Raw genomic sequence first — 22,220 nt, 5'->3', positions numbered from 1 at the left:
CGCCATGGCCGACCTCGCACTCGACTTCATCCACACCGCGCATCCGCTGTACGCCGGTGAGCTGGACCTGCGCTTCCGCGTGCTGCGCGAGCCCCTGGGCCACGCGCGCGGGGACGTGAAGTTCCCCTTCGAGGAAGAGAGCCTCCACCTGGTGGCCCACGAGGGCGGCGCCGTCCTGGGCTGCGTCCTCTTCCATCCAGAGGACGCGCACGGAGGACGGCTCTTCCAGATGGCGGTGTCGCCAGCGCTCCAAGGAAAGGGCGTGGGCGCCAGGCTGGTGCGTGCCCTGGAAGAGGAGCTGCGCCGCCGCGGCTTCCGCCACGTGCACCTGCACGCGCGCACGCCCGTGGTCCCCTTCTACGAGCGCCTGGGCTACGCGCTGTACGGCGAGCCATACGAAGAGGTGGGCATCCCCCACCGGAACATGCAGCGCGACCTCTAGGAAGTCCGGAAGGCGCTCAGGTGACGGGGACCCGCGCCGGCGCGCGGCGGCTGCTCCACAGCACCGCCACCAGCGCCGTGAGCGACATCGCCGCGCCCACCGCGCACACGCCCGGCCAGCCCGCGCGCGTCCAGGCGGACGTGCCCAGCCACGCGCCCGCGGCACCGCCCATGAAGTAGGTCACCATGTAGAGGGTGTTGAGCCGGCTTCGCGCCTCCGGCTGCAGCGCGTACACGCGCGCCTGGTTGGCGATCTGATTCGCCTGCGCGCCCAGGTCCAGCAGCACCACGCCCAGCGCGATGCCCCACAGCGACTCCCCCGCGAGCCACAGCACGCCGAAGGACGCGAACAACACCGCGATGGCCATGGCGTTGATGCGCCGGCCCGCGCCCTTGTCGACGGAGCGGCCCACCAGCGGCGCGATGGCCGCGCCCGCCACGCCCACCACGCCGAAGAGGCCCGCCACCTGCGCGTCGTAGCGCGCCGGCAGCGAGTGCAGGTAGAGCGCCAGCGTGGCCCAGAAGGCGCTGAACGCGCCGAAGGTGAGCGCGCCCAGCAGCGCGTGCAGCCGCAGCACCGGCTCCGTGCGCGCCAGGTGGATGAGCGACCGCATCAGCGCGGGGTAAGGCATCACCGCCAGCGGTGGCTGCGCGGGCAGCGTGAAGCGCAGCACGACCCCCAGCACCACCATGAGGACCGCGGCCACCCAGAACATGGTGCGCCAGCCCAGGTGCGTGCCCACGAAGCCCGCGGCCGTGCGCGACAGGAGGATGCCGATGAGCAGCCCGCTCATCACCGTGCCCACCACCCGCCCGCGCTGCGAGGGCTCCGCGAGCTGCGCCGCGAAGGGCACCAGCAGCTGCGGCACCACCGTGGTGACGCCGATGGCGAAGCTCGCCGCCACCAGCAGGTTCAGCGAGGGCGCGAGCGCCGCCGCCACCAGCGCCACGGCCACGCAGACACACAGCGTGAGGATGACCTTGCGGCGCTCCAGGCTGTCGCCCAGCGGCACCAGGAACAGCATGCCCACCGCGTAGCCCACCTGCGTCAGCATGGGCACCAGGCCCAGCGCGCTCCCCGCCCCGCCCAGGTCCCGGCCGATGTCTCCCAGCAGGGGCTGGTTGTAATAGAGGTTCGCGGCGGTCAGGGCCGCGGCTCCCGCCATCAGCCAGACCAGCGAGGAGCTCAAGGACGAGGAGCGGGGAGCGGGGGCAGGCGTCTGCATGGGGCGGCTGGAACGGATATGCCCCACGCGGTCGACCTTCAAGCAGGACCTGCGGGCCCCGCGTGGATGTCACCGTCCGGGCGAGCAGGCCCCGCGTGCCCCTTCCCCAGGGCGCCCGCGCGGGGCAGGCTGCGGGCCATGCTTCGATCCCTTCTTCTGTGTGCCGTGCTGGCCCTGGCGGGCTGTGGCTCCTCCGACGACAGCGGCGACCCCGCGAAGGTGACCTACGCCGACTCCCTGGGCGTGGACCTGTCCGCGATGAACAAGAGCGAGTCCGGGCTCTACACGCAGGACCTGGTCGTGGGCACCGGCAAGGAGGCCGCCAAGGGCAGCCGCGCGCAGGTGCACTACGCGGGGTGGCTGCCCAACGGCTCCCTCTTCGACAACAGCCGCACCCGCGGTGAGCCGTTTGTCTTCGCGGTGGGCGCGGGGCAGGTCATCGACGGGTGGGACGAGGGCCTCGTCGGCATGCGCGTGGGCGGCAAGCGCAAGCTCGTCATCCCCTCCGACCTGGGCTACGGCTCGCGAGGCTCCCCGCCCGCCATCCCCGCGGACTCCGTGCTCGTCTTCGACGTGGAGCTGCTGGCCCTCTACTGACGCGCTTGCGCGGCACGCCCCTCAGACGCCAGGCGTCCCACCCGACGCGGGCGGCGCCGGGGGCGTGCGCTTCTTCGGCAACGTGGAGCGGCCCCGAGGGCCCTTCAGCGCCACGCCCAGCAGCATCGTCGCGGGCAGCATCATGCCCAGCCCCTGCGTGAGGTCCTTCGGGGGATGCGTCACCACGCCCAGCACCATGCCGATGAACAGCAGTCCACAGACGAAGCGGAGGATGAGGGCGTTCACGCAAGGACTCCCGGCGGGCGGCGACCGGTGACGGACGGCCGGGAGCATAGCGCGCGGCGCCCGTCCGCGCCGTCCGTTAAGGTGCCCCCGTGAGCTCCCTGAAACGCTTCCAGCCCGGGTACGACCCGCCCGCCCGCTCGCGCGACGCCGCGCTCCTGTTCGCCGCGCGCGGCATGGACCTGCTCGTGTCCGAACAGGACGGCCGCCTCGGCCTGCCCACCTGCGCGCTCCTGCCGGAGGCCGCCGCCAGCGCCCACTTCCTGGGCGCGCTCGACGACACGGACTGCTACGCCGCCCCGCTGCCCGGAGACTTCGCGCCGCCGGAGGGGTTGAAGTTCGTCCCCGCCCGCTCGCTCTACAAGCAGGTGGACGAGGCGACCTTCGCCGTGGCGGGCCGCGCGCTGTCCATCGCGGAGTGGGACCTGAGCCACCGCTTCTGCGGCAAGTGCGGCACCGCCACGCAGCTGGTCGCGGGCGAGCGCGCCCGGCGCTGCCCGGTGGACCACACGCCGTTCTACCCGCGCATCTCTCCCGCGGTCATCGTCCTCATCACCCGGGGCGACCAGATGCTGCTGGCCCGCAACGCGTCCTTCCCCGAGCCCTTCTTCAGCACCGTCGCCGGCTTCGTGGACCCCGGCGAGTCGCTGGAGGAGACCGTCCTGCGCGAGGTGAAGGAGGAGGTGGGCGTGGACCTGAAGGACCTCGTCTACTTCGGCAGCCAGCCGTGGCCCTTCGGGCGGTCGCTGATGGTCGGCTTCATGGCCGAGTACGCGGGCGGCGACGTCACCGTGGACGGCAAGGAGATCGCCGAGGCCCGCTGGTTCGGCGTGGACGACCTGCCGCGCATCCCGCCCCGCCTGAGCATCGCGCGCCACCTCATCGACACCTTCATCGACCGGGTGAAGGCCCGGCGCGCCTGAGGCCTGGACAGCGCCTGGGCCCCGGGCCGGAAGCCGAGCGCCCGCCCTGGAATTCCCCGCCCGCCCGGAGACGTTCGTCCCGGGTTGGCCGCACCGGGCTTGACCCACGGCCCCCGGGTGCGCTTGATGCGCTCCTCCCGCACGCCATGCCCGCCTCACGCCCGCACATCGAACCCCGCCGCGTCCCCACCGCCGACTCCGTGGTGGTGAAGGAAATCTACCTGTCGCTCCAGGGAGAGTCCTCCCACGCCGGGCTGCTGTGCGGCTTCATCCGCCTCACCGGCTGCCACCTGCGCTGCTCGTACTGCGACAGCGAGTTCGCCTTCCACGGCGGCAACCGCATGAAGAACGCGGACATCGTCTCCCAGATGCTGGCGCTGAACACGCCCGCGGTGGAGATCACGGGCGGAGAGCCCCTGCTCCAGCCGGGCGTCTACCCGCTGATGGAGTCGCTGCTCGGGGCGGGCCTCAAGGTGCTGCTGGAGACGAGCGGCGCCATCGACGTGCGGCTCGTGCCCCCGGCCGTCCATAAAATCGTGGACATGAAGACGCCCTCGTCCGGCGAGTGCGACCGCAATGACTACCGCAACCTCACGTCGATGAACGCCAACGACGAGCTCAAGCTCGTCATCGGCTCGCGCGAGGACTACGAGTGGTCGCGCGCGCTCGTCCGCGAACACCAGCTGGGCAGAAAGCCGTTCAGCGTCCTCTTCTCCACCATCTTCGACAGGCTCCACCCGCGCGAGCTGGCCGAGTGGATCATCGAGGACCGGCTCCCGGTGCGCTTCCAGCTCCAGATGCACAAGTACCTCTGGGACCCCAACGCGCGCGGCGTGTGACGCGCTCCCGCCGTCACCCCTGCCGGCGGAAGGAGAACACCGCGAAGACGCCCAGCGCGATCCACGCGCCCACGCCCAGCAGGTTCACCGCCGCCAGACACCGCAGCACCCACGCCGGCAGCCGTCCGCCCGGGGCCGCCTCGCCCCGCGCGATGCGCCTCAGCTCGCGCGTGGCCTGGAGGCTGCCCAGCACCCCCGCCAGCAACGTCCCCACGGTGAGCAGCGGCGGCCGGGTGAGGAGCACGAGCCCCACGACGTTGGCGCCGAGCAACGCCACCACCGCGCGGGACGGCCTGCCGTGCCGGGCGAGCCAGGCCACGCAGGGCTCGCAGTACGCCGTCTCGCCCTGGACCTCCGTGCACGCACCGCACAGGAAGCCGCCACAGCGCGCGCACATGGCCACCGCGGCCGCGTCCGGGTGCCGGGCGCAGCGGGCACCCGGGAGGCTTCCGTCGGGCCCGGCCATGGCGCGTGCCTTTCCGGCCTAGAAGCCGGGGGGCGGGGTGCGCGCCGCCACCGCCGCGATGCCGTGGGCGCCGATGCCCAGGAACACCGCCGTCAGCAGGGTGCTGGCCACGAAGCCCGCGACGATGAGGTTCTTGCGGGGGTGCTCGAACTGGCTGAAGGCGTAGACGAGCATGTAGCAGGGGATGAGCAGCACCATCACCCCCGTGCCCACGCTGCGACGGAAGGCATGCGTCAGCAGGAGGACCGCGCAAACGAGCGAGATGACCCCGAACAGGATGGCGAGTGGCAAGAGCGGCACACCTGCCCCCTTAGCACGCCTTCGCCTCTTTCGCGGCGGGCGGACGCGTACTACGAAGGACGGCCCGCCGCCCCCCCACCGAGGAGGTCCCCGCAATGGCCCTGTTCAAGACGTTCCTCATCTTCATCCTGGCCGGAACGCTGCTGGGCACCTTCGTGGCCTCGCTGGCGGCCCCTTCCTACATCGAGTGGAACAACAGCACGCCGCTCGCCACGCAGACCATGTGCAACCTGCCGGTGGTCGTGCGCAGCGTGACGTCGTCGCTGATGCACTCGCAGCTGCTGGGCGCGGGCATTGGCGCGGGCGTGGGCCTGGTGGCGGCCGCGCTCTTCTCCCTGCGCGCCCGGAGCCGCGCGAAGCAGCGCCCGGGTTCGCCTCCGCCCGAGTCCCCCGCCGTTTGACGGGGGGACGCGGCCCCTACTGCTGCTTCGGCAGGACGTAGATGGCGGGCGACTGGCCCACCAGCACGCCGCCGTTGCCGTCCTCCACTTCGACGTAGAGGAAGATGGACTGGTTCGGATCACTGGGCGGCGAGGGCACCGTCCAGGTGGGCGCCGCGATGGTGGTGCTGCTGAACACGCCGGCCGGGTTCGCGGGGACCTGCGACCAGCGGTAGAAGATCTCGTCGCCGTCCTGATCCCTCGCCTCCAGCTGTAGCTGGATGACGGTGCCCTCCTCGAACCTGAGTCCCCCCGGCGTGGAGGGCGACCCGAGCGGACGCGGCCCCGCGATGATGACCGGCTGGTGGTTCGGCCCGGAGCAACCCGTGACGCCCAGACCCAATGCGAGCAAGACGAACAAGTAAGAGCGAGAACGCGGCATGGACTTCCCCCTGCAAGGAACGTCCTCCACCCTAATTCGAGCCCCCCTCTTCCGTATACCCATCCAGGGGCTTGGCTGATTCATCACCAGGCGATGAAACAGCAGGGAACGCCGCGCCAACTGTCGCGCGCCTCACACCCCGTGCGATGAGGGCACGGCGCTCCACCAACAAGCCACGGGGCCGGGCGTCAACGCCGTCCCACGCGCCGGGTGAAGAGCCGCAGCTTGTCCGCGCGCGTGAGCCGCTTGATGGCGGCCTCGCGGCGCAGGGCGGCGCTCCGGTCCTCCGCGGGCTCGCTCCACACCAGCGTCACCGGCAGCCGGGCCCGCGTGTACGCGGCGCCCTTGCCGCGGCCGTGCGTGGCCAGGCGGCGCTCCAGGTTGTTGGTGGCTCCCGTGTAGAGCGTGCCGTCGCGGCAGCGCAGCATGTACACGGTCCAGGCGGCGGGGGCGGCGGCTGACACGGTCCCCCACTCTACCGTCAGGAGCGCGCCGTCAGGAGCGCATCCGCCCTCCGGGTTCCCGGCCGTACAGGAGCGCGAGCCGCCGTCTCCTCGAACGCACCGCGTGCGTCTTGCGCACGCGCGCCATGACGTCCGACACCTGCGCCAGCGGATCCATCCGCCAGGCCGCCAGCACCTGCGCCTCGTGCACCACCCCCACCAACCCGCCCCCCGCCCCCACCACCCCCACCAGCCGCACGTGGTGCCGCTCCATCACCTTCAAGGCCCCCAGCAGTGTGTCTGTGGGAAAAACGGTGGCAATGAAGGACGACAACGCTTCCTTGAGACCCCGGCCCTGCCTCATCTCCACGACCTCCCCTCGATGGTTTCTCATTCAGTGCAACTGCCCTGCCGTTCCGTGAAAGTCCGGGTGCGACACCCCGGCAACGGCCACGGGTCGGGCGTAGACTGAGGGACGTGACACCACGACAGGCAGCGGCACCCCGGTTGAGCCGGATGGCGGACCTCTTCACCCGTGCGGTCGAGCGGGGAAAGGAGGGGCTGCTGACACTGAGCTTCAAGCCGGACGAGCTGTACCGGGTCCCCACCGACGATGGGGCGGCCATCGCGCTGGGGCGCTACCACCCGCGCGGAGAGCGCCGGTACGCGGAGCCGGTGCTGCTGTGCCATGGGCTGGGGGCCAACCGCTTCCACATGGACTTCAACGAGCAATACAGCCTGGCGCGCTACCTGGCGCGGGCGGGCTTCGAGACATGGGTCATCGAGCTGCGCGGCCGGGGGCTCGCCGGGGCGTGCGCGGACTGGAACTTCGACGACCAGGCGGAGCACGACGTGCGGACGGCCCTGCGCACGGTGCTGTCCACGGGCGCCCAGCAGGTCTTCTGGGTGGGCCACTCCAAGGGCGGCCTGATGCTCTACGCCCACCTGGCGAAGAACCCCCAGGCGCCCGTGAAGGCGGCGGTGTCCCTGGGCGCTCCGTTCACCTTCGCGGTGCAGCCGGGCCTGCGCGCCTTCGTGCAGCGGGTGGAGCCCTTGCTCAAGCTCAAGGTCATCCCCACCCGCCGCGTCACCAGCATCGCGTTCTTCGGGGCGCCGCCGGGGCCGCTCACCCGGTACATGATGCTGGCGGACAACATGGATCCGCAGGTGGTGCGCTGGGCGCTGGCCAACGTGCCGGCGGACATCGCCGGGGGCGTGGGGCGGCAGTTCGCCCGGTGGATCACCACCAGCCAGTTCACGAGCTTCGACGGCGCCTTCGACTACCGCGAACCGCTCGCCGGGGTGCGCATCCCCTTCCTGCTCATCGCCGGCAGCCGGGACCTGCTCGCGCCGCCGCTGGCGGTGGCCCGGGCGAAGGAGCACCTGGGGGGCCCGGTGAAGATGCTGGTCGCCGGGCGCGGCCACGGCTTCGCGGAGGACTACGGCCACGCGGACCTGGTGCTGGGCCGCAGGGCGCCGGACGAGATCTTCCCCCAGGTGGAGGCCTTCCTGTCCTCCAACGCCACGCCCGTCTGAGGCGCGAGCCCCGGGGCGCCGGTTGTCCGGGCCCCGACGCCGTGCTACCCGGAGGGCCGTCCCATGGGCCCATCCGTTCGCTTCCCATCCCGGCCGTGACGTCCCGCTTGAAAGCCCGGCGGCCCGGCACCACCGTGGCAGGTCCCCTGACCCCTCCCCCGAGGCCTCCGCGCATGCGTCCCGTCCCCTTCCGCGCCTCCCTGCTGTCGTGGTCCACCGCCCTGGCGTTGGGCGTGCTGGGCCTGACGGGCTGCCGGCCGCAGACCCAGGAGGGGCCGGACCCCGCGGTGGTGGCCACCGTGAACGGCGAGTCCCTCAGCCGGACGGACTTCGAACAGGAGCTGTCCCGCGAGCTGGCCACCACGGAGGGCCCCGAGCCCACGCCCGAGGAGGTGGAGCCCTTCAAGCGGGCGCTCGTGGACACGCTGGTGAAGCGGATGCTGCTCCTGCAGTCCGCCAAGCAGAACAACATCGCGGTGACGCCCGAAGAGGTGGACCGGGGCGTGCTGCGGCTGTCAGGCGACTACCCGGCGGGCAACTTCAACGAGGTGCTCGCCCAGGGGCAGCTGTCCATGGCGGAGCTGCGCGCGCGCGAGGCCAGCCGGCTCACCATCGAGAAGCTCTTCATGAACCACGTCTACTCGCGCGTGGCCGTGACGGAGGAGGAGCTGCGCGCCTACTACGCGGCGCACGAGGCGGACTTCCAGGAGCCCGAGGAGGTCCACGCGGCGCAGATGGTGGTCAAGGGGCTGGATGAGGCGCGCAAGCTCCAGGCCCAGCTGAAGGCAGGCAAGAAGTTCTCCGACCTGGCGCGGCGCTATTCACTCAGCGCGGACGCCAAGGTGGGGGGCGACCTGGGCTTCTTCCCCCGCGGACAGATGCCTCCTGCCTTCGACGAGGTGGTATTCAAGCTGGGGGTGGGGCAGGTTTCGGACGTGGTGTCCACGGAGTACGGCTACCACCTGTTCAAGGTGCTGGAGCGCAGGTCGGCGAGGAAGCGGGAGCTGGCGGAGGTGCGCGCGAAGGTGGAGGGGCGCCTGCTGGAGGCCAAGCGGGCGTCGGCGCAGGAGGCGTTCGAGAAGGACCTTCGCGACAAGGCCCAGGTGGTGGTGAACGAGGCCACGCTGCAGACCATCCGCGGGCGGCCGGCGCCGCAGGCGGCGAAGTGAAGGACTTTTCCGGAGGGCGGGCGGTTGGCCTTCCCGGTGTTTCGTTCAAGAGGGTCGTTGCGATGAAGAACCTGGTGGCGTTCCTGGCGGCGGTGATGCTCCTGGCGGGCGGTACGCGCGCCCACGCGGAGCTGGTGGACAAGGTGGCGGCGGTGGTGAACCGCGACGTCATCGCGCTGTCCGAGGTGCAGCAGCGCGCCGCGCCAGAGCTTCAGCGCGTCAACTCGGAGATCGACCCGCACAAGCGCGCCGAGGCCCGCGCGCAGCTCATGAAGACCGCGCTGGACACGCTCATCGGCGAGAAGCTGATGGAGGCGGAGGTCGCGCAGCTGGGCATCACCACCACCGACGCGGAGGTGGATGACCTGGTGCAGGACGTGCTCAAGCAGAACAACGTCAGCGACATGGCCCAGTTCGAGCAGCTGCTCGTGAACGAGGGCCTCACGCTCGCCAGCTACAGGGACATGCTGCGCAAGCGCGTGGTGCGCGACAAGCTGCTGCGCATGAAGGTGGGCCCCAAGGTGAAGGTCACCGAGGAGGACCTGAAGGCCGCCTACACCCAGTACACCCGCCTGGAGAGCGAGGACGTGGAGGTCCACGCCCGCCACATCCTGGTGCAGGTGGACGCCAAGGCCACGCCGGCGCAGGTGGCCGCCGCGAAGCAGAAGGCGGAGGGCATCGCGCAGGAGGCCCGCCGGCCGGGCATGGACTTCTCGGCCCTGGCGCGCGCGCGCAGCGAGGGCCCCAGCGCGTCGGACGGCGGCGACCTGGGCTACTTCAAGCGCGGCGTGATGGTGCCCGCGTTCGAGAAGGCCGCCTTCAGCCTCAAGCAGGGCGAGGTGAGCGAGCCCATCCGCACCAACTTCGGCTGGCACATCCTGAAGGTGGAGGAGCGCCGCAACGTGTCCGTGGCCTCCTTCGAGGAGATGAAGCCCAAGCTGGAGTCCAAGCTCCTCAACGAGAAGACGGAGAAGTTCCTGGAGCAGTACGTCCAGGAGCTGCGCTCGAAGGCCAACGTCGAAGTGAAGATGTGAGGCCCGCCCCGGTGGCCCCGGCCTCCGCGCTGCCTCGCGTGGGCATCTCGCTGGGGGACGTGTCGGGCATCGGGCCGGAGGTGACGGCCCTGGCGCTGGCGAAGCCCGCGGTGCGCCGCGCGCTGGTGCCGGTGGTGTTCGGGGACGGGCCCACGCTGGACGCCTTCCCCCTCTTCCGCCGCTTCCCGCGCGTGGCCCTGGAGGACCTGGGCCGCACCACGGGGCCGGCGGTGGTGGAGGTGACGCGCCTCGCGGAGAAGCACCGCGTGCCGGGCAAGCCGTCGCGCGAGGGCGGCCGGGCGCAGTACGCGTACGTGCGGGCCGCCATCGACGCGATGCGCGCGGGCTCGGTGGACGCGCTGTGCACCGCGCCCGTGTCGAAGGAGGAGATCTCCCGCGCGGGCATCCCCTTCATGGGCCACACGGAGGTGCTGGCGGACGCGTTCGGCGTGGACGTGTTGATGATGATGGACGGGCCGCGCGTGCGCATCGCGCTGGCGACGAACCACGTGCCCATCTCCGCGCTGCCCGGGCTGCTGACGGTGGAGAAGCTGGTGGCGCAGCTCCAGCTGCTGTCGCGCGGCCTGGAGCCGGTGGTGGGCCGCAAGCCGCGCATCGCCGTGCTGGGGCTCAACCCGCATGCGGGCGAGGGCGGGATGCTGGGGCGCGAGGAGGTGGAGGTCATCGGGCCCGCCATCCGGCGCGCGCGGACGAAGCGCGTGGATGCGCACGGGCCCTTCCCCGCCGACGGCCTGTTCGCCCGGCCCGACGAGGTGGGCGCGAACTACGACGCGGTGCTGGCCATGTACCACGACCAGGGACTCATCCCCGCCAAGGCCCTGGACTTCGAGCGCACGGTGAACGTGACGCTGGGGCTGCCAGTGCCGCGCACGTCCCCGGACCACGGCACCGCCTACGCCATCGCGGGCACCGGCACGGCGAGCTGCGTGCCGATGATGGAGGCCCTGCTCAAGGCGGCCCGGCTTTCGCGAGCCCCTGGCACAGGTGCTCGGCCAGGTCCTCGCCGTCCGCCTTCGGGTCGATGAGCTTCGCGTGCGTGCCCCGCGCCGTGGCGTCGGGGACGACGAGCACCGTGACCCGCCCCGTGGGGCAGTGACCCAGGCAGGACGCGGGGATGAGCTGCGTCCTGTCCGCCAGGCCGTGCGCCCTCAGCGCTTCGCGCACGCGGCGCGGAAGGTCCACCCCGCCCGCGTCCACCGGCAGCCGCATCAGGCAGCGGTGACACAGATGCAACTCGATGGGGTCTGGACCCTCCGTCTCCGGAGGCGCTTGCTTCGCCATGGCCCGGAGAAGATAGGCGCCGCCGGGGCGCTCAGCGCTGGAATCGCTTCGTGAGTTTTCCCAGCTGGCTCTGCATCCCAGCGGACGCCCGCTGCGTCCACTCCTCGCTGTGCATCGCGTCGGAGGTCACCGTCATCCGCACGTCCTTCCCCTGCGGATGAAACTCCACCACGGTGGAGACGGTGTACGGCGTGACGCCGGGGATGAAGTCCACCGCGTGCCGGTACGCCAGCCGGCGCTGGGGCGTCAGCTCCGTGAAGGTCCACTGCGCGGGGCTGGAGAGGGGCATGCCCGCCCTCTTCATGAAGGCGATCTGCTCCGGCGCGGTGGCGATCATGTCGTAGCGAACCAGTCCCTCGGGGCGCGCGGCGACTTCGTGGACCTTCACGGAGAAGCCCTCCGGGCCCCACCAGGACTCGATGCCATCCTTCGTCGTCCACAGCTCCCAGACCTCGTCGAGCGACGCGGTGAAGGTGCGCTCGAAGGTGAAGGTGCCGCGCTTCGGGGTCTCGGTCTCGTTCGTCATGGGGGTTCCTCCTCGGGTGGGGCCTTGCGTGTCCGACGCCTTCGCTCCAGGGCCTCGCCGAACCTGTCGAGCCGGGCCTCCCAGAGGCTCCGATACCCGGTGACCCAGGCATCGAGCTGCTGAAAGGGCTCCGGACGCAGCGAATACAGCCGCTTCGTGCCCTCCGGGCGGACCTGGACGAAGCCCGCCTCCTGGAGGATGCGCAGGTGCCGCGAGACACCGGACTGCTGGATGTCGACCCGCTCGACCAGGTCGTTCACCGCCAGCTCACCGCCCCGAAGCGCCTCGACAAGGCGCCGACGCGTGGGGTCGGCCAGGGTCTCGAAGACGTCAACATTCATTGGTATGTATATACATACCCATAGATGTTACACCTGTCCAGTCCCTTCCGTCCGTGCCCGGCGGGAGGACGGGCGGCCTAGAAGACGAAGGGGTAGCGCACGGGGGCCTCCAGGGCGGCGTGGTGCACGGGGAACTTCCAGCCGCGCACCTGGTCCTCGATGCAGCCCGCGAGCGGGGAGCCGCGCAGGGCCTCCGTCTCCATGGCCACGCCGGACACGGCGCCGGAGGTGTCCACCGACCAGCGCACCTGGAAGCGCCCGCCGTGCTCCAGCGCGGTGCCTGCCTTGAAGGCCTGGACGCAGGCGGCGATGGCGGGCTGGTTCGTGACGACGACGCTGGTGACGTCCGCGGGCGTCAGGCGCTCGCGCTCGGAGGTCGGGGCCGGCGGGATGTAGACGGTCTTCTCCTGGGGCTGCTTCGAAGCCCGGGCCTGGGAGGCCTGAGCGTCGTCGGTGAAGCCCAGCTCGCGGGCGAAGTCCTCGTCGATTTCGGACTCCGGCTGCGCGGCCTCCTCGGCCTCGGCTTCTTCGGCGGCCTGACGGGCCTGGGCCAGCTCCTCGGCGGAGAGCTCACCGCCGAAGGACAGCTCGCGGACCTCGCCGCGGTCCTCTGGCGCTTCGAGCGTCTCGGCGCGAGGGGCCGCGGCGACCTTCTTCTTCGTCGTCGGTGCGGCCGGCGTGGTGTCCGGGGCCAACGTGCGCAGTCCGGTGGTGAGGCCCGCGTTCGCCGGGCCCGCGAGTCCGGGCGCGTTGGGCGTCAGGGCCTGCGCGGCGCGCTGCGCGTCCGTCAGCGCGGGAGTGTTCACGCTGCCCGCGATGGCCTGCGCGAGGCTGGACGCGGGCTGCGTGCCGGAGCGCCCCTGCGCGTCCGCGACGCTCGCGGCACTGCCTTGCGTGAAGCTCCCGCTGACCTGCGTACCGGAGAGGGCCTGCGCGTCCGTGACGCTCGCGGTGCCTTGCGTGAGGCTCCCGCTGAGCTGCGTGCCCGTGGAGGCGGCCTGCGATCGCGGAGACGTGGCCCCCTCGAGAGACGGGGCACTCACGGGGGCGAGCAGCGCTCGCGGCGCGGACGACGTGATGGGCGCGTGTGAGCCGGTGTTCGACGTCAACCGCAGACCCGCGACGACCAGCAGGCCCGCGGTGAGCGCGCCCATCGCCACCGCGCTGACGAACGACAGCGGGCCCATGCCGAGGATGCGCGTCGAGGCGTCGGCGAAGCCGGGCAGCGGCGCTTCGGGCTCCACCGGAGCGGCATAGGGGCTCCACGGCTGCCGCGCGTAGGCCTCGGCGGGCGAGCCGGGCGCGGCCCAGGCGTTCGACCGCGGCGCGGCGTCCCACTCCGTCACCGCCCCGCACGACGCCTCATGCAGAGAGGTGGCCATCCAGCGCGTGGACGTCGTCGGTGCCTCGGCGCGCAGCCACTCGGGGATGAAGACGTTGGCCGCTTCGGCCGACAGCGTGAGCGCGGGCTCCGCGTCTTCGTTCGACGGCAGCAGCGACTCCAGCCACGACGCCTCCGTGGAGGCCAGGTCGAGCAGCGCGCCCAGGGGGCCGGACGCGGCGGACTCCGGCGCGGGGTCGGTGTCCTCCTGGGAGGGGCCGGTGAAGAGCGCGCGCTCCAGGCACGCATCCAGCTCGGCATCGAAGGTGTCGGGGTCTCGGGAGAAGTCCGACCCGCCCACCCGCGCATGCGACAGCCCATCGCCCGTCAGTAGCTCGCTCACGCCACCCTCCACGCCGCCCGTACCGCGCCAGACCGCCCATCCACCCGACCGCCAGGGAGCCGATTGTAGGAACGACCCGGGTTCGCGCTACCGCGAGCGTCGGGTCTTGAACGCTCCCGCGCGCATCTCCTCAGGGAGCGGGGCCGAAACGTACGGCCCCGCACTCCACACGGTGCGCGGATGTGCCGACAAGACCCGGCTTTCCGCTGTCCGGATCAGTAGCGCGGCGTCCCCTTCTTGGGCGCCATGGGCCAGGGCGGGGCCTGGACGCCGTTCACGCGCAGGCCCGCGTGCATGAATGACGGCGCGCCCTGGAGGAAGGCCGTCGGGAAGTTGAACGTGGGCTGGGACTGCTCATCCAGCACCTTCACCTGGTCGGGCGTGAGCTTCACGTCCAGCGCGCCCAGGTTGTTGTCCAGCTGCTCCAGCGTGCGCGCTCCCAGGATGGTGGACGCCACGCCCGGGCGGCTCTGCACCCAGGCCAGCGCCACGCGCGCCACCGTCGAGTTCTGCTCCTTCGCCACGCGCTGGAGCGCGTCGATGAGCTTGTAGGTCTTCTCGTTGAGCGACGCCTCCGCCCACGCGCCCCGGTCCGCCTTCTGCTTGCCCGCGTTCTCCCGCGTGTACTTGCCGCTGAGCACCCCGCTGCGCAGCGGCGACCACGGCGTCACGCCCATCCCCAGCTCCCGCGCCATGGGGATGAGCTCGCCCTCCACCGTGCGCTCCAGCAGCGAGTACTCGATCTGCAACGCCACCAGCGGCGCCCACCCGCGGAAGGACGCCATCACCTGCGCTTGCGCCACCTTCCACGCGGGCGTGTCGGAGAAGCCCACGTAGCGGACCTTGCCGGAGCGCACCAGGTCGTCCAGCGCCTGCATCGTCTCCTCGATGGGCGTGTTCGCGTCCCAGGCGTGCATCCAGTACAGGTCGATGTAGTCCGTCTGGAGCCTGCGCAGCGACTCCTCGCACGCCGCCATCACCGACTTGCGGCCCGCGCCACCGCCGTTTGGATCCTTCTCGAAGAGGTTGGAGAAGAACTTCGTGGCGATGACCACCCGGTCGCGCTTCGCGGGGTCCTTGCCCAGGTGGTCCCCGATGATCTTCTCCGAGTGCCCGAACGTGTACGCGTTCGCCGTGTCGATGAAGTTGCCACCGCGCTCGATGAAGCGGTCCATGATGGCGTTGGACGTCTGCACGCTGCTGCCCCAGCCCAGGTCCTCGCCGAACGTCATGGCTCCCAGGCAGAAGGGGCTGACGCGCAGGCCGGAGCGGCCCAAGGTGACGTAGTGGTCGAGCGACATGGAAGCGTTCCCCCGCGAAAAGGTGGCACGGCGCGAAAAGCGCGCGGAGCCAATCCCACACGCCCTACCGCGCCAACCCTCCTTCCCAGGGGACGTCCAAAGCCAGACACCGATTCCTCTCCATCCGCCGTCCGGCCGACACCGGCGGGCCTCAGCGGGTCCGGGGGTCCTCCAACGCGCAGCCATACACGGGCGCGTCGCCCCCTTCACCACCTTCGCGCAGCACGCGCTCCAGCGCCTCGCGCCCCGGGCTGTCACCCCTGTGGCCTCGCGCCACGGTGATGCCCCCGCTGAAGCGAAGGTGCCCGTCCGCGCCGTAGAGCACGACATGGCCGGAGGTCGTCGCGCCGAAGTGCTTCGCCTCCGAGCCATCGGGATCTCTCAGCACCGTGACGCCCGGGATGCGCGCGGCGTCACGCCACAGCTCCCCCTGCTCCCAGCCGTCCTCCAATCCCTCCGGACGCAGGAAGAGGACGAAGGCGTCCACGCGTCCGCCCACGTGCGCCATCAGCGTCTCCAGCTCCGCCACGCTCGCCCGCGTGCAGGCGCATTTCGGGTGCGCGAGCATCACCAGCACCGGGCGCCCCGGGGGACGTGAGAGCCGCGTCCCCTCCGGCCACATCGCCACCGTCGCGGGCACGGCCCCAGGGGTGCTCGCGTATCGGGCCAGCGCCACGACTCCGGCGCCGATGCCGCCCAACCACAGCGCCCCCGCGAGCACCAGCCATCCACGAGGGGAAGGGGCCTTCATGCCGCGCGACTCCTGGGACGTGTCCATCCAGCACGACGCTACTGGCATCAGCCCCCGCGACTCCCCGCCCCGCGGGCCCGGGAAGTGTCCGGGGCCCGGCAGCGCGCCAGCCATTCGGAACATGCCCGAATCCGGGATATGGAAAGTGTCCATGCGAAACCTCTTCCTTGCCCTCGTGGGCATGACGCTGGCGGTCGTGGGTTGCTCGTCGTCCCCCGAAGTGTCCGTTCCCCCGGACGAGCCCACCGTCGAGCGGGGCCCCAAGACCATCGCGGTGGATGGCGACCCCAACGGCCTCTGGTGGGACGCCGAGAGCGCGACCCTCTACATGGCCGACGACCAGAACAACCGCGTGCTGCGCTACCGCGACGGCGAGGGCATCTCGCTGGTGGCGAACCTGCCCGCGGCGCCCGCCAACGGCCCGGGCCTGGGCGCGCTGGCGCGGCTGGCGGACGGCACGCTGGTGGTGGTGCGCTTTGGCGGCGGCACCGCGGGCGACGTCGTCTACGTCCGGCCGGATGGCACCTCCGCCATCATCCCCAACCTTCCGCCCCAGCGCCGCCGCATCGGCATCACCGTCACGAAGGACGGGGAGCTGCTGGACGGCTACTTCGTGCGCAACAACAACGTGAACGTGGGCAGCGTGGCCCGGCTCACCCTGGAGGGCACCGAGCAGGAGGTCGTGGGCGCCCTGGTGAAGCCCGTGGGCGTGCTCGCGGTGGGGGACACGCTCTTCATCAGCGATCAGATCGCGGGCAAGGTGTACCGCTCGCCGCTCTCCGCGCCGTCGCAGTTGGTCGCCTTCGCCACGCTGTCCAGCCCGGACCTGCTGGCCGTGGGCCCCAACGACACGCTGCTCACCGGCAGCCGCGACGGCACCGTGCTGAGCATCCGGCAGTCGGGCGAGGTCAGCGTGATCGCGGGTGGCTTCCAGCAGCCGCACGGCCTGGCGTACGACGCGAAGAACAAGCGCCTCTTCATCGCCGACCACGACGGCACCCCGGAAGACGGCACGAACCACACGCTGCGCATCATCCCGCTCGAATGATGCGCCCCCTTCCGTTCCTCACCCTGGCCCTGCTGTCCGCGTCGGCCGCGCGCGCGGAGGGTCCCCGCATCACGCCCACGCTGGTGGGCGAGGTGGACTACCGCGTCCACGCGGACGACATCGAAGGCCACAACGGGTTCAACCTGGCGCGCTTCCGGTTGGGCGCGCGAGGCGAGCCCGTGCCCTGGCTCGCCGCCGTGGGCACCGCGGAGTGGGCGCAGGAGAAGCCCAACATCCTCGACGCCTACGTCGACCTGTTCGTCATCACGGGCCTGCGCCTGTCGCTGGGCTACGCGAAGACGCCGCTGTTCCCGCTCGCGCGCGACCAGAGCATCGAGACGCTCCCCATCCCGGAGCTGCCCCTGGTGACGCAGGCCTTCTGGCCCCGCCGCGACCTGGGCGTGGAGGCGCAGTGGACGCCCGCGACGCTGCCCCTGGAAGGCTGGCTGCGCCTGGGCAACGGCTCCGGCAGCCCGCTGGGGAATGACAACGCCCAGCCCTCCGTGGACGTGCGCCTGGACGTGCACCACCGCGGCGTGCGCGTGGGCGCGGGCGCGCACGTGGAGGACGCCTTCGACCGGCCCGGCATCGGCGGGCGGCTGCCGCAGGGCTTCCTCTTCTACCGGCCACCGCCCGTGTCCGGCTACCGCACGGTGACGGAGGCCCACGGCCGGCTCGACGCGGGCCCCGTGCGCGTGGACGTGCAGGCGGCGGCCGCGTGGGAGCACCGTTCACGCGACACGGATGGCAACCCGGCCACGCCCCGCGAGTCCCTGCCCCTGCTGCGCAGCCAGGGCCTGGGCGTGGAGGCCTCCTGGGTGGTGCGAGGCAGGCCGCGCGAAGGCGCGCAGTGGCCCCAGGCGCTCGCGGGCGTGGGTTCGGAGGGCATCCCCTCCGGCTCGCTGGAGGTCGCCGCGCGCATGGAGCGGCTGTGGCTGGGACGTGGCGCCGCGGACGTGGTGCCCGGCGGCGCCACGGGCGGCGCGGTGTCCCTGCGCTGGTGGGTGACGAGCTTCCTGGGCGTGGGGGTCGCGGGCTACGTGAACCACTACGACACCCCGCCCGTGGAAGAGCCCACGCGCGACTGGACCTATCTGGCGCTGCTGCGGACGACGGTCAGCATGCACTGACGGCCCGTCCGCGGCCAGGCACGGGCACCGCCGTCAGCGGTGGTGCTCGTGCCGCCGGTCCGCGTGGTGCTGGAGCTGGCGCCGCGCGGCCTCGAAGGCGTCGGTGACGGCCTGGTAGGCATCCGCGTGGGTCGCGAGCTGCGTCGACTCGCGGTCCGCGACGATGTCCCTGCCCGGCACGTGCAGCTCCACCCGGACGTGGAACTGATGGCCCTGCGCGTGGTGGCGGTGCGGCTCCTCCACCACCACGTTGCAGCCGGTGATGCCGTCGAAGAACTGCTCCAGCTTGTCCGCGTGGTCGCGGATGTGCTCGTTGAGGGTGTTGCTCGTCTCCATGCCCCGGTAGGTGATTCGCAGTGCGCGCTTCATCGTCCGCCTCGGCTGGGGCTCCGTCCTCCGGAGCCGTGTGGATCCAAGTCAATGCATGGGTCCGGCCAACTCGAACCCACTGGAAATACCCATAACGGCCTCGCCGTGGCGGGGCACGACGGGACACGCACCCCACCGCATCGGGGCACATTGCCTCACGGCAGCTTGCGCAGGCGGGGCAGCAGCTCCACCACCGGACGGCTCAAGTCCTCCGCGTCCAGGTACACCTGCACGGCGTGTCCCACTCCCTCCAGCGGAGCGTCGAAGTAGTTGCGCTTGGTGGGTACCACCCAGGGCAGGCCCGTGCGCGGCAGGACGAAGCTGGGCGCGTTGCCGTAGGTGAGGAAGCCGCCCGTGCGCTCACCGACCATGGGGGCTCCGGTGGCGCGGTGCAGCGCCTCGGCCCCGCTCTCCCCCGACGAAACGGAGTCGCGGTCCACCAGCACCACGATGCGCCCCGTGTACGGCGTCTTCGCGTGGCCCTCCACCCGGCCGCTGTCGAACACGGGACGCGACGGCTCTGGCGCCACGGGCCACTTCGCGCGGAGCACCTGACGCTCCGCCTTCGCCTCCGGCGTGTCCAGCCGTCCATCCACCGCCTGCCGCTGCACGCGCGTGTTCCACTCGAAGCACGGGAAGAACGCGCCGTGCATCCACACCTCGCCAGAGGCGAACCACGGCCCGCGCACCATCGCGTCCAACCATTCGTACACGTAGCCGTTGTTGCCGCCGCCGTTGCCCCGGAGGTCGAACACCAACAGCTTGTGCTTGCGGTGCTTCGGCGCGTCCGCGACGAACTGGCGCAGGCCGGCTTCGGCTTCCGGAGGGCCCGAGAAGCGGCGGATCGTGATGATGCCCACGTCGCCCTTCGGCTCGTACGTGTAGATGTCCTTCGGCTCGTACACACGCGACGGACGTGGAGGCCGGACCGCGAGGGGGATGGACGCCGCTCCACACCGCAGCGTCCGCGTGTCCCCGCCGCCTCTCGCGGACACGGTGAGCCGCTGTCCGCGAGAGCCGTCCGCCTTCAGCACCGGCGCCACCCGCAGCGTGTCCGCCTGCGCTCCCGGCACGCTGTTCGCGTCACACGACTCCAGCTCGAGCCCCGCGGGGGCGTCGGTTTGGTATTCGTGGAACGTCAGCCGGGGTTCCTCGCGGAGCAGGGTCAGCAGTCCGTGCGGACCGAAGTGGCTGTCCGGCAGCGCCTCGCGGACGGCGATGGTCGGCGCGAGCACGCCGTCCTGGAAGGACACGGTGGGCCCGGACGCAGCCACCTTCGCGCTCCAGTCCTGGAAGAAGCGATCCGGATCGAACGTGCGATGCGCGAGCAGCTCCGGCCAGCCGGAGTACGTGGTGCGCAGGAGTTGATGCAGGAAGCGCACGTCGTCCGCCAGGGCGGCGCTGTCCACGCGCGTCTCTGGCGTGGGCTTCGGTCGGCGGAAGGCCTCCTGCACCACGGGGCTGTCCGGGTCGTAGCAATACGCGGCGCCCGTGAGCCGCTGCTCCAGGTAGGGCCCATGCGACGCGGGCGGAACGGGAGCAGCGGAGGGCACAGGGGCCGTGGCCAGCAGCAAGCCCCCCATGAGCAAGGTGAAGGACATGCCCCTTCTACGGCACGGCTCTGGACCTCATTGCCTGTCCGCACGCGTCAGCGACCCACGGTGAAACAGCCTCGCACGAGAAAGACGTCCGCGTCGCCGATGAGCACCTGGGCCTCTGGCGGGGAGCGTCACGAGCGGATGCGCGACCCCACCTGCCCCGGGTCAGCCCTCGTCGGCCCGCGTCAGGTCCAGCACCGCCGCCCCGCGCACGCGCCCTTCGCGCAGGGCCTGGAGCGCCTCGTTCGCGGCGGACAGGGGAAACACCCGCACCTCCGTGCGCACGGGCACGCGCGGCGCGAGCGCCAGGAAGTCCACCGCGTCCGCGCGCGTGAGGTTCGCCACCGAGCGCACCACCCGCTCCTCCCACAGCACCGAATAGGGGAAGGACGGGATGTCGCTCATGTGGATGCCGCCGCACACCACCACGCCGCCCTTGTCCACGGCGCGCAGCGCGGCGGGCACCAGCGCGCCCACGGGGGCGAAGAGGATGGCCGCGTCCAGGGGCTCCGGCGGCGGCGTCTCCGAGCCCCCCGCCCACACCGCGCCCAGCTCCCGCGCGAAGGCCTGTCCCGTCGCGTCACCCTCGCGCGTGAAGCCATACACGTGACGTCCCTGGTGCTTCGCCACCTGGATGAGGATGTGCGCGGCGGCGCCAAAGCCATACAGCCCCAGCCGGGGCCCTTCGCCCGCCATGCGCAGGCTGCGGAAGCCGATGAGCCCCGCGCACATCAGCGGCGCGGCCTCCGCGTCGCGGTACGACGGCGGCAGCGGGAAGCAGTAGCGCGCATCCGCGACGGTGTACTCCGCGAAGCCCCCGTCGAGGTCGTAGCCCGTGAAGCGCGCCGTGTCGCAGAGGTTCTCCCGCCCCGAGAGACAGAAGCGGCAGTGCCCACAGGTCCACCCCAGCCACGGCACGCCCACGCGCGCTCCCGGAGAGAAGCCCCGCACCCGCTCGCCCGCCGTCACCACCGAGGCCACGATTTCATGGCCCGGCACCAGGGGCAGCTTCGGGCGGGGCAACTCCCCGTCCACCACGTGCAGGTCGGTGCGGCACACGGCGCAGGCGTGCACCTTCAACAACACCTGCTCCGGCCCGGGCTCCGGGATGGGCAGCGCCTCCTGCCGCAAGCGTTGCCCCGGTGCGTGGAGCACCATCGCCCGCATGGTCCCTGCCATGGCCCGCCTGCCTTCCCCCCGCGTCCCTCGCGGGTGCTGAAGACAAGCTAGTCAGTGCCAGATGACGCGGCCGCTGCCGTTGACCCGCACCTGGGTGGAGAGCGCGTGCCCGAAGAGGTCCACGCTGCCCGACGAGTCGAGCGAGACGACCACCCCGCCCCCGTCCACGAACGCGGCGACGTGCCCCGACCCCTCCGACACGATGTCCACGTCCACGGCCCTGAGCCCCTGGGCCTCGATGCCGCCGCTGCCGTCCAGCCGGGCCCCGAGCCGGTTGGTGGCCCCCGTGAGCGTCATGCGCCCGGAGCCGTCCGTGCGGGCGCGCACCTGCCTCGCCATCCCGGACCATGCCAGCGTGCCGGAGCCGGACTGGAAGAGGTCCACCCACTCCGCCAGGCCCTCGCCGGCCGCGCACAGCTCCATGCTCCCGGAGCCGCTGAGCTTCGCCTCCAGGGTGCGCACCGCGCCGCAGAAGCGCAGCGCGCCAGAGCCCTTCGCCACCAGCCTCACGTCCTCCTTCACCCGCTCGAAGCCCTCCACGCGCAGGGAGCCGGAGCCATCCTGCGTCGCGCCCACCATGCGCGGCACCTGGATGTCCACCCGCGCGGGCCCCCGCGGCGCGAACGAGCCGTCCGTCTCGATGACGAGCGTGCCGTCGGAGGACACGAAGGTGCGCACGCGGTGCTGGAGGTTCTCATCCAGGGTGACGCGCACGTCCGCGGCATCGCCCTCGCGCACCACCACGTCCAGCGAGCCCCGGTTCTCCACGACGAGGAAGTCAGGGGACTCCCGCGCCTCCGTGATGGTGTTGCCATTGCCCTGCAGATCTTCGGTGAAGTAGCAGCCGGACATCAGTCCCGCCGCGAGCACGGCCACTCCCAAGCGCTTCCACATGAGTCCCTCCCGCGATTC

At 71.7% G+C, this 22,220-nt stretch carries 28 protein-coding genes; 11 read left to right on the top strand and 17 right to left on the bottom strand.

Annotated elements, in window-relative coordinates:
* Positions 1-4: 4 nt before the first annotated feature.
* Positions 5-442: a GNAT family N-acetyltransferase gene (locus GTY96_RS15535; RefSeq protein ID WP_143903835.1), complete on the top strand. Its 438-nt coding sequence runs from the start codon at positions 5-7 to the stop codon at positions 440-442.
* A gap of 16 nt (positions 443-458) precedes the next feature.
* Here GTY96_RS15535 and GTY96_RS15530 read toward each other — a convergent pair whose 3' ends face one another.
* Complete coding sequence (locus GTY96_RS15530) at positions 459-1,667, bottom strand: MFS transporter (protein WP_143903833.1); 1,209 nt, start codon at positions 1,665-1,667, stop codon at positions 459-461.
* A 138-nt stretch (positions 1,668-1,805) separates the two neighbouring features.
* On the opposite strand from GTY96_RS15530, the gene GTY96_RS15525 reads away from it, so the two are divergent.
* Complete coding sequence (locus GTY96_RS15525; RefSeq protein ID WP_143903831.1) at positions 1,806-2,264, top strand: FKBP-type peptidyl-prolyl cis-trans isomerase; 459 nt, start codon at positions 1,806-1,808, stop codon at positions 2,262-2,264.
* A 21-nt stretch (positions 2,265-2,285) separates the two neighbouring features.
* Here the strand turns inward: GTY96_RS15525 and GTY96_RS15520 are convergent, their stop codons facing one another.
* Positions 2,286-2,510: a hypothetical protein gene (locus tag GTY96_RS15520; protein ID WP_143903829.1), complete on the bottom strand. Its 225-nt coding sequence runs from the start codon at positions 2,508-2,510 to the stop codon at positions 2,286-2,288.
* 89 nt (positions 2,511-2,599) lie between these two features.
* Here GTY96_RS15520 and nudC point away from each other — a divergent pair, with 89 nt between their 5' ends.
* A complete protein-coding gene (gene nudC, locus GTY96_RS15515; protein WP_161665134.1) occupies positions 2,600-3,430 on the top strand; it encodes an NAD(+) diphosphatase in 831 nt (276 codons plus the stop codon).
* A gap of 146 nt (positions 3,431-3,576) precedes the next feature.
* A complete protein-coding gene (locus GTY96_RS15510) occupies positions 3,577-4,269 on the top strand; it encodes a radical SAM protein (protein ID WP_143903826.1) in 693 nt (230 codons plus the stop codon).
* Positions 4,270-4,282: 13 nt separating this feature from the next.
* Here the strand turns inward: GTY96_RS15510 and GTY96_RS15505 are convergent, their stop codons facing one another.
* Entirely contained in the window at positions 4,283-4,735 is a 453-nt protein-coding gene (locus GTY96_RS15505) for a hypothetical protein (RefSeq protein WP_161665133.1), read from the bottom strand.
* A gap of 18 nt (positions 4,736-4,753) precedes the next feature.
* Positions 4,754-5,035, bottom strand: a complete 282-nt coding sequence (locus GTY96_RS15500) for a hypothetical protein (RefSeq protein WP_143903822.1) — start codon at positions 5,033-5,035, stop codon at positions 4,754-4,756.
* Between the two features lie 95 nt (positions 5,036-5,130).
* Here GTY96_RS15500 and GTY96_RS15495 point away from each other — a divergent pair, with 95 nt between their 5' ends.
* Complete coding sequence (locus GTY96_RS15495) at positions 5,131-5,436, top strand: hypothetical protein (protein ID WP_143903820.1); 306 nt, start codon at positions 5,131-5,133, stop codon at positions 5,434-5,436.
* Between the two features lie 16 nt (positions 5,437-5,452).
* Here the strand turns inward: GTY96_RS15495 and GTY96_RS15490 are convergent, their stop codons facing one another.
* The 3 genes from GTY96_RS15490 to GTY96_RS15480 all read right to left on the bottom strand — a co-directional run bounded on the left by GTY96_RS15490 (position 5,453) and on the right by GTY96_RS15480 (position 6,664).
* A complete protein-coding gene (locus GTY96_RS15490; RefSeq protein WP_161665132.1) occupies positions 5,453-5,857 on the bottom strand; it encodes a hypothetical protein in 405 nt (134 codons plus the stop codon).
* Between the two features lie 188 nt (positions 5,858-6,045).
* Entirely contained in the window at positions 6,046-6,285 is a 240-nt protein-coding gene (locus tag GTY96_RS15485) for a GIY-YIG nuclease family protein (protein ID WP_143904266.1), read from the bottom strand.
* Positions 6,286-6,352: 67 nt separating this feature from the next.
* A complete protein-coding gene (locus tag GTY96_RS15480; RefSeq protein ID WP_143904264.1) occupies positions 6,353-6,664 on the bottom strand; it encodes a CBS domain-containing protein in 312 nt (103 codons plus the stop codon).
* Between the two features lie 152 nt (positions 6,665-6,816).
* On the opposite strand from GTY96_RS15480, the gene GTY96_RS15475 reads away from it, so the two are divergent.
* The 4 genes from GTY96_RS15475 (at position 6,817) to pdxA (ending at position 11,085) form a co-directional block, all read left to right on the top strand.
* Positions 6,817-7,836, top strand: coding sequence for an alpha/beta fold hydrolase (locus GTY96_RS15475; RefSeq protein ID WP_143903816.1), 1,020 nt, complete (start codon positions 6,817-6,819; stop codon positions 7,834-7,836).
* Between the two features lie 173 nt (positions 7,837-8,009).
* Entirely contained in the window at positions 8,010-9,005 is a 996-nt protein-coding gene (locus tag GTY96_RS15470; RefSeq protein WP_143903814.1) for a peptidylprolyl isomerase, read from the top strand.
* Positions 9,006-9,067: 62 nt separating this feature from the next.
* On the top strand, positions 9,068-10,039 hold the full coding sequence (locus tag GTY96_RS15465) for a peptidylprolyl isomerase (RefSeq protein ID WP_143903812.1): 972 nt from the start codon (positions 9,068-9,070) through the stop codon (positions 10,037-10,039).
* Positions 10,036-11,085 carry a 4-hydroxythreonine-4-phosphate dehydrogenase PdxA gene (gene pdxA, locus GTY96_RS15460; RefSeq protein WP_328700893.1) on the top strand — a complete coding sequence of 350 codons (1,050 nt, stop codon included), beginning with the start codon at positions 10,036-10,038 and terminating at the stop codon, positions 11,083-11,085. The genes GTY96_RS15465 and pdxA overlap by 4 nt, the downstream gene beginning before the upstream one ends.
* On the opposite strand, the gene GTY96_RS15455 is transcribed toward pdxA, so the two are convergent.
* The 6 genes from GTY96_RS15455 to GTY96_RS15430 form a co-directional block, all read right to left on the bottom strand.
* Positions 11,009-11,341: a hypothetical protein gene (locus GTY96_RS15455; RefSeq protein ID WP_161665131.1), complete on the bottom strand. Its 333-nt coding sequence runs from the start codon at positions 11,339-11,341 to the stop codon at positions 11,009-11,011. The genes pdxA and GTY96_RS15455 overlap by 77 nt on opposite strands.
* Positions 11,342-11,372: 31 nt before the next feature.
* A complete protein-coding gene (locus tag GTY96_RS15450; protein WP_161665130.1) occupies positions 11,373-11,867 on the bottom strand; it encodes an SRPBCC family protein in 495 nt (164 codons plus the stop codon).
* Positions 11,864-12,208, bottom strand: coding sequence for an ArsR/SmtB family transcription factor (locus tag GTY96_RS15445; RefSeq protein WP_143903806.1), 345 nt, complete (start codon positions 12,206-12,208; stop codon positions 11,864-11,866). The genes GTY96_RS15450 and GTY96_RS15445 overlap by 4 nt, the downstream gene beginning before the upstream one ends.
* 77 nt (positions 12,209-12,285) lie before the next feature.
* A complete protein-coding gene (locus GTY96_RS15440) occupies positions 12,286-13,932 on the bottom strand; it encodes an AgmX/PglI C-terminal domain-containing protein (protein ID WP_161665129.1) in 1,647 nt (548 codons plus the stop codon).
* 215 nt (positions 13,933-14,147) lie between these two features.
* Entirely contained in the window at positions 14,148-15,233 is a 1,086-nt protein-coding gene (locus GTY96_RS15435; protein WP_143903802.1) for an aldo/keto reductase, read from the bottom strand.
* Between the two features lie 151 nt (positions 15,234-15,384).
* Entirely contained in the window at positions 15,385-15,984 is a 600-nt protein-coding gene (locus tag GTY96_RS15430) for a thioredoxin domain-containing protein (RefSeq protein WP_143903800.1), read from the bottom strand.
* 151 nt (positions 15,985-16,135) lie between these two features.
* On the opposite strand from GTY96_RS15430, the gene GTY96_RS15425 reads away from it, so the two are divergent.
* Both GTY96_RS15425 and GTY96_RS15420 read left to right on the top strand, forming a co-directional pair.
* The gene (locus tag GTY96_RS15425) at positions 16,136-17,032 is read left to right on the top strand and encodes an NHL repeat-containing protein (RefSeq protein WP_143903798.1); all 897 of its coding nucleotides are present in this window, start codon (positions 16,136-16,138) and stop codon (positions 17,030-17,032) included.
* On the top strand, positions 17,029-18,162 hold the full coding sequence (locus tag GTY96_RS15420; RefSeq protein ID WP_143903796.1) for a porin family protein: 1,134 nt from the start codon (positions 17,029-17,031) through the stop codon (positions 18,160-18,162). Before GTY96_RS15425 ends, GTY96_RS15420 begins: the two co-directional genes overlap by 4 nt.
* A 33-nt stretch (positions 18,163-18,195) precedes the next feature.
* On the opposite strand, the gene GTY96_RS15415 is transcribed toward GTY96_RS15420, so the two are convergent.
* From GTY96_RS15415 to GTY96_RS15400, 4 genes are all read right to left on the bottom strand, one after another.
* On the bottom strand, positions 18,196-18,531 hold the full coding sequence (locus GTY96_RS15415) for an HPF/RaiA family ribosome-associated protein (RefSeq protein WP_143903794.1): 336 nt from the start codon (positions 18,529-18,531) through the stop codon (positions 18,196-18,198).
* Positions 18,532-18,686: 155 nt separating this feature from the next.
* Positions 18,687-20,132 carry a S41 family peptidase gene (locus tag GTY96_RS15410; RefSeq protein ID WP_143903792.1) on the bottom strand — a complete coding sequence of 482 codons (1,446 nt, stop codon included), beginning with the start codon at positions 20,130-20,132 and terminating at the stop codon, positions 18,687-18,689.
* Between the two features lie 162 nt (positions 20,133-20,294).
* Positions 20,295-21,308 (bottom strand): zinc-dependent alcohol dehydrogenase family protein, encoded by a 1,014-nt coding sequence (locus GTY96_RS15405; RefSeq protein ID WP_161665128.1) that lies wholly within the window; start codon positions 21,306-21,308, stop codon positions 20,295-20,297.
* A 51-nt stretch (positions 21,309-21,359) separates the two neighbouring features.
* A complete protein-coding gene (locus GTY96_RS15400) occupies positions 21,360-22,202 on the bottom strand; it encodes a GIN domain-containing protein (RefSeq protein WP_143903788.1) in 843 nt (280 codons plus the stop codon).
* Between the last annotated feature and the right edge of the window lie 18 nt (positions 22,203-22,220).

The sequence above is a fragment of the Corallococcus silvisoli genome (assembly GCF_009909145.1).
Classification (GTDB): domain Bacteria; phylum Myxococcota; class Myxococcia; order Myxococcales; family Myxococcaceae; genus Corallococcus; species Corallococcus silvisoli.
Note: the sequence above shows the minus strand (reverse complement) of the source record. Positions and strands in the feature narration are given on the sequence as shown.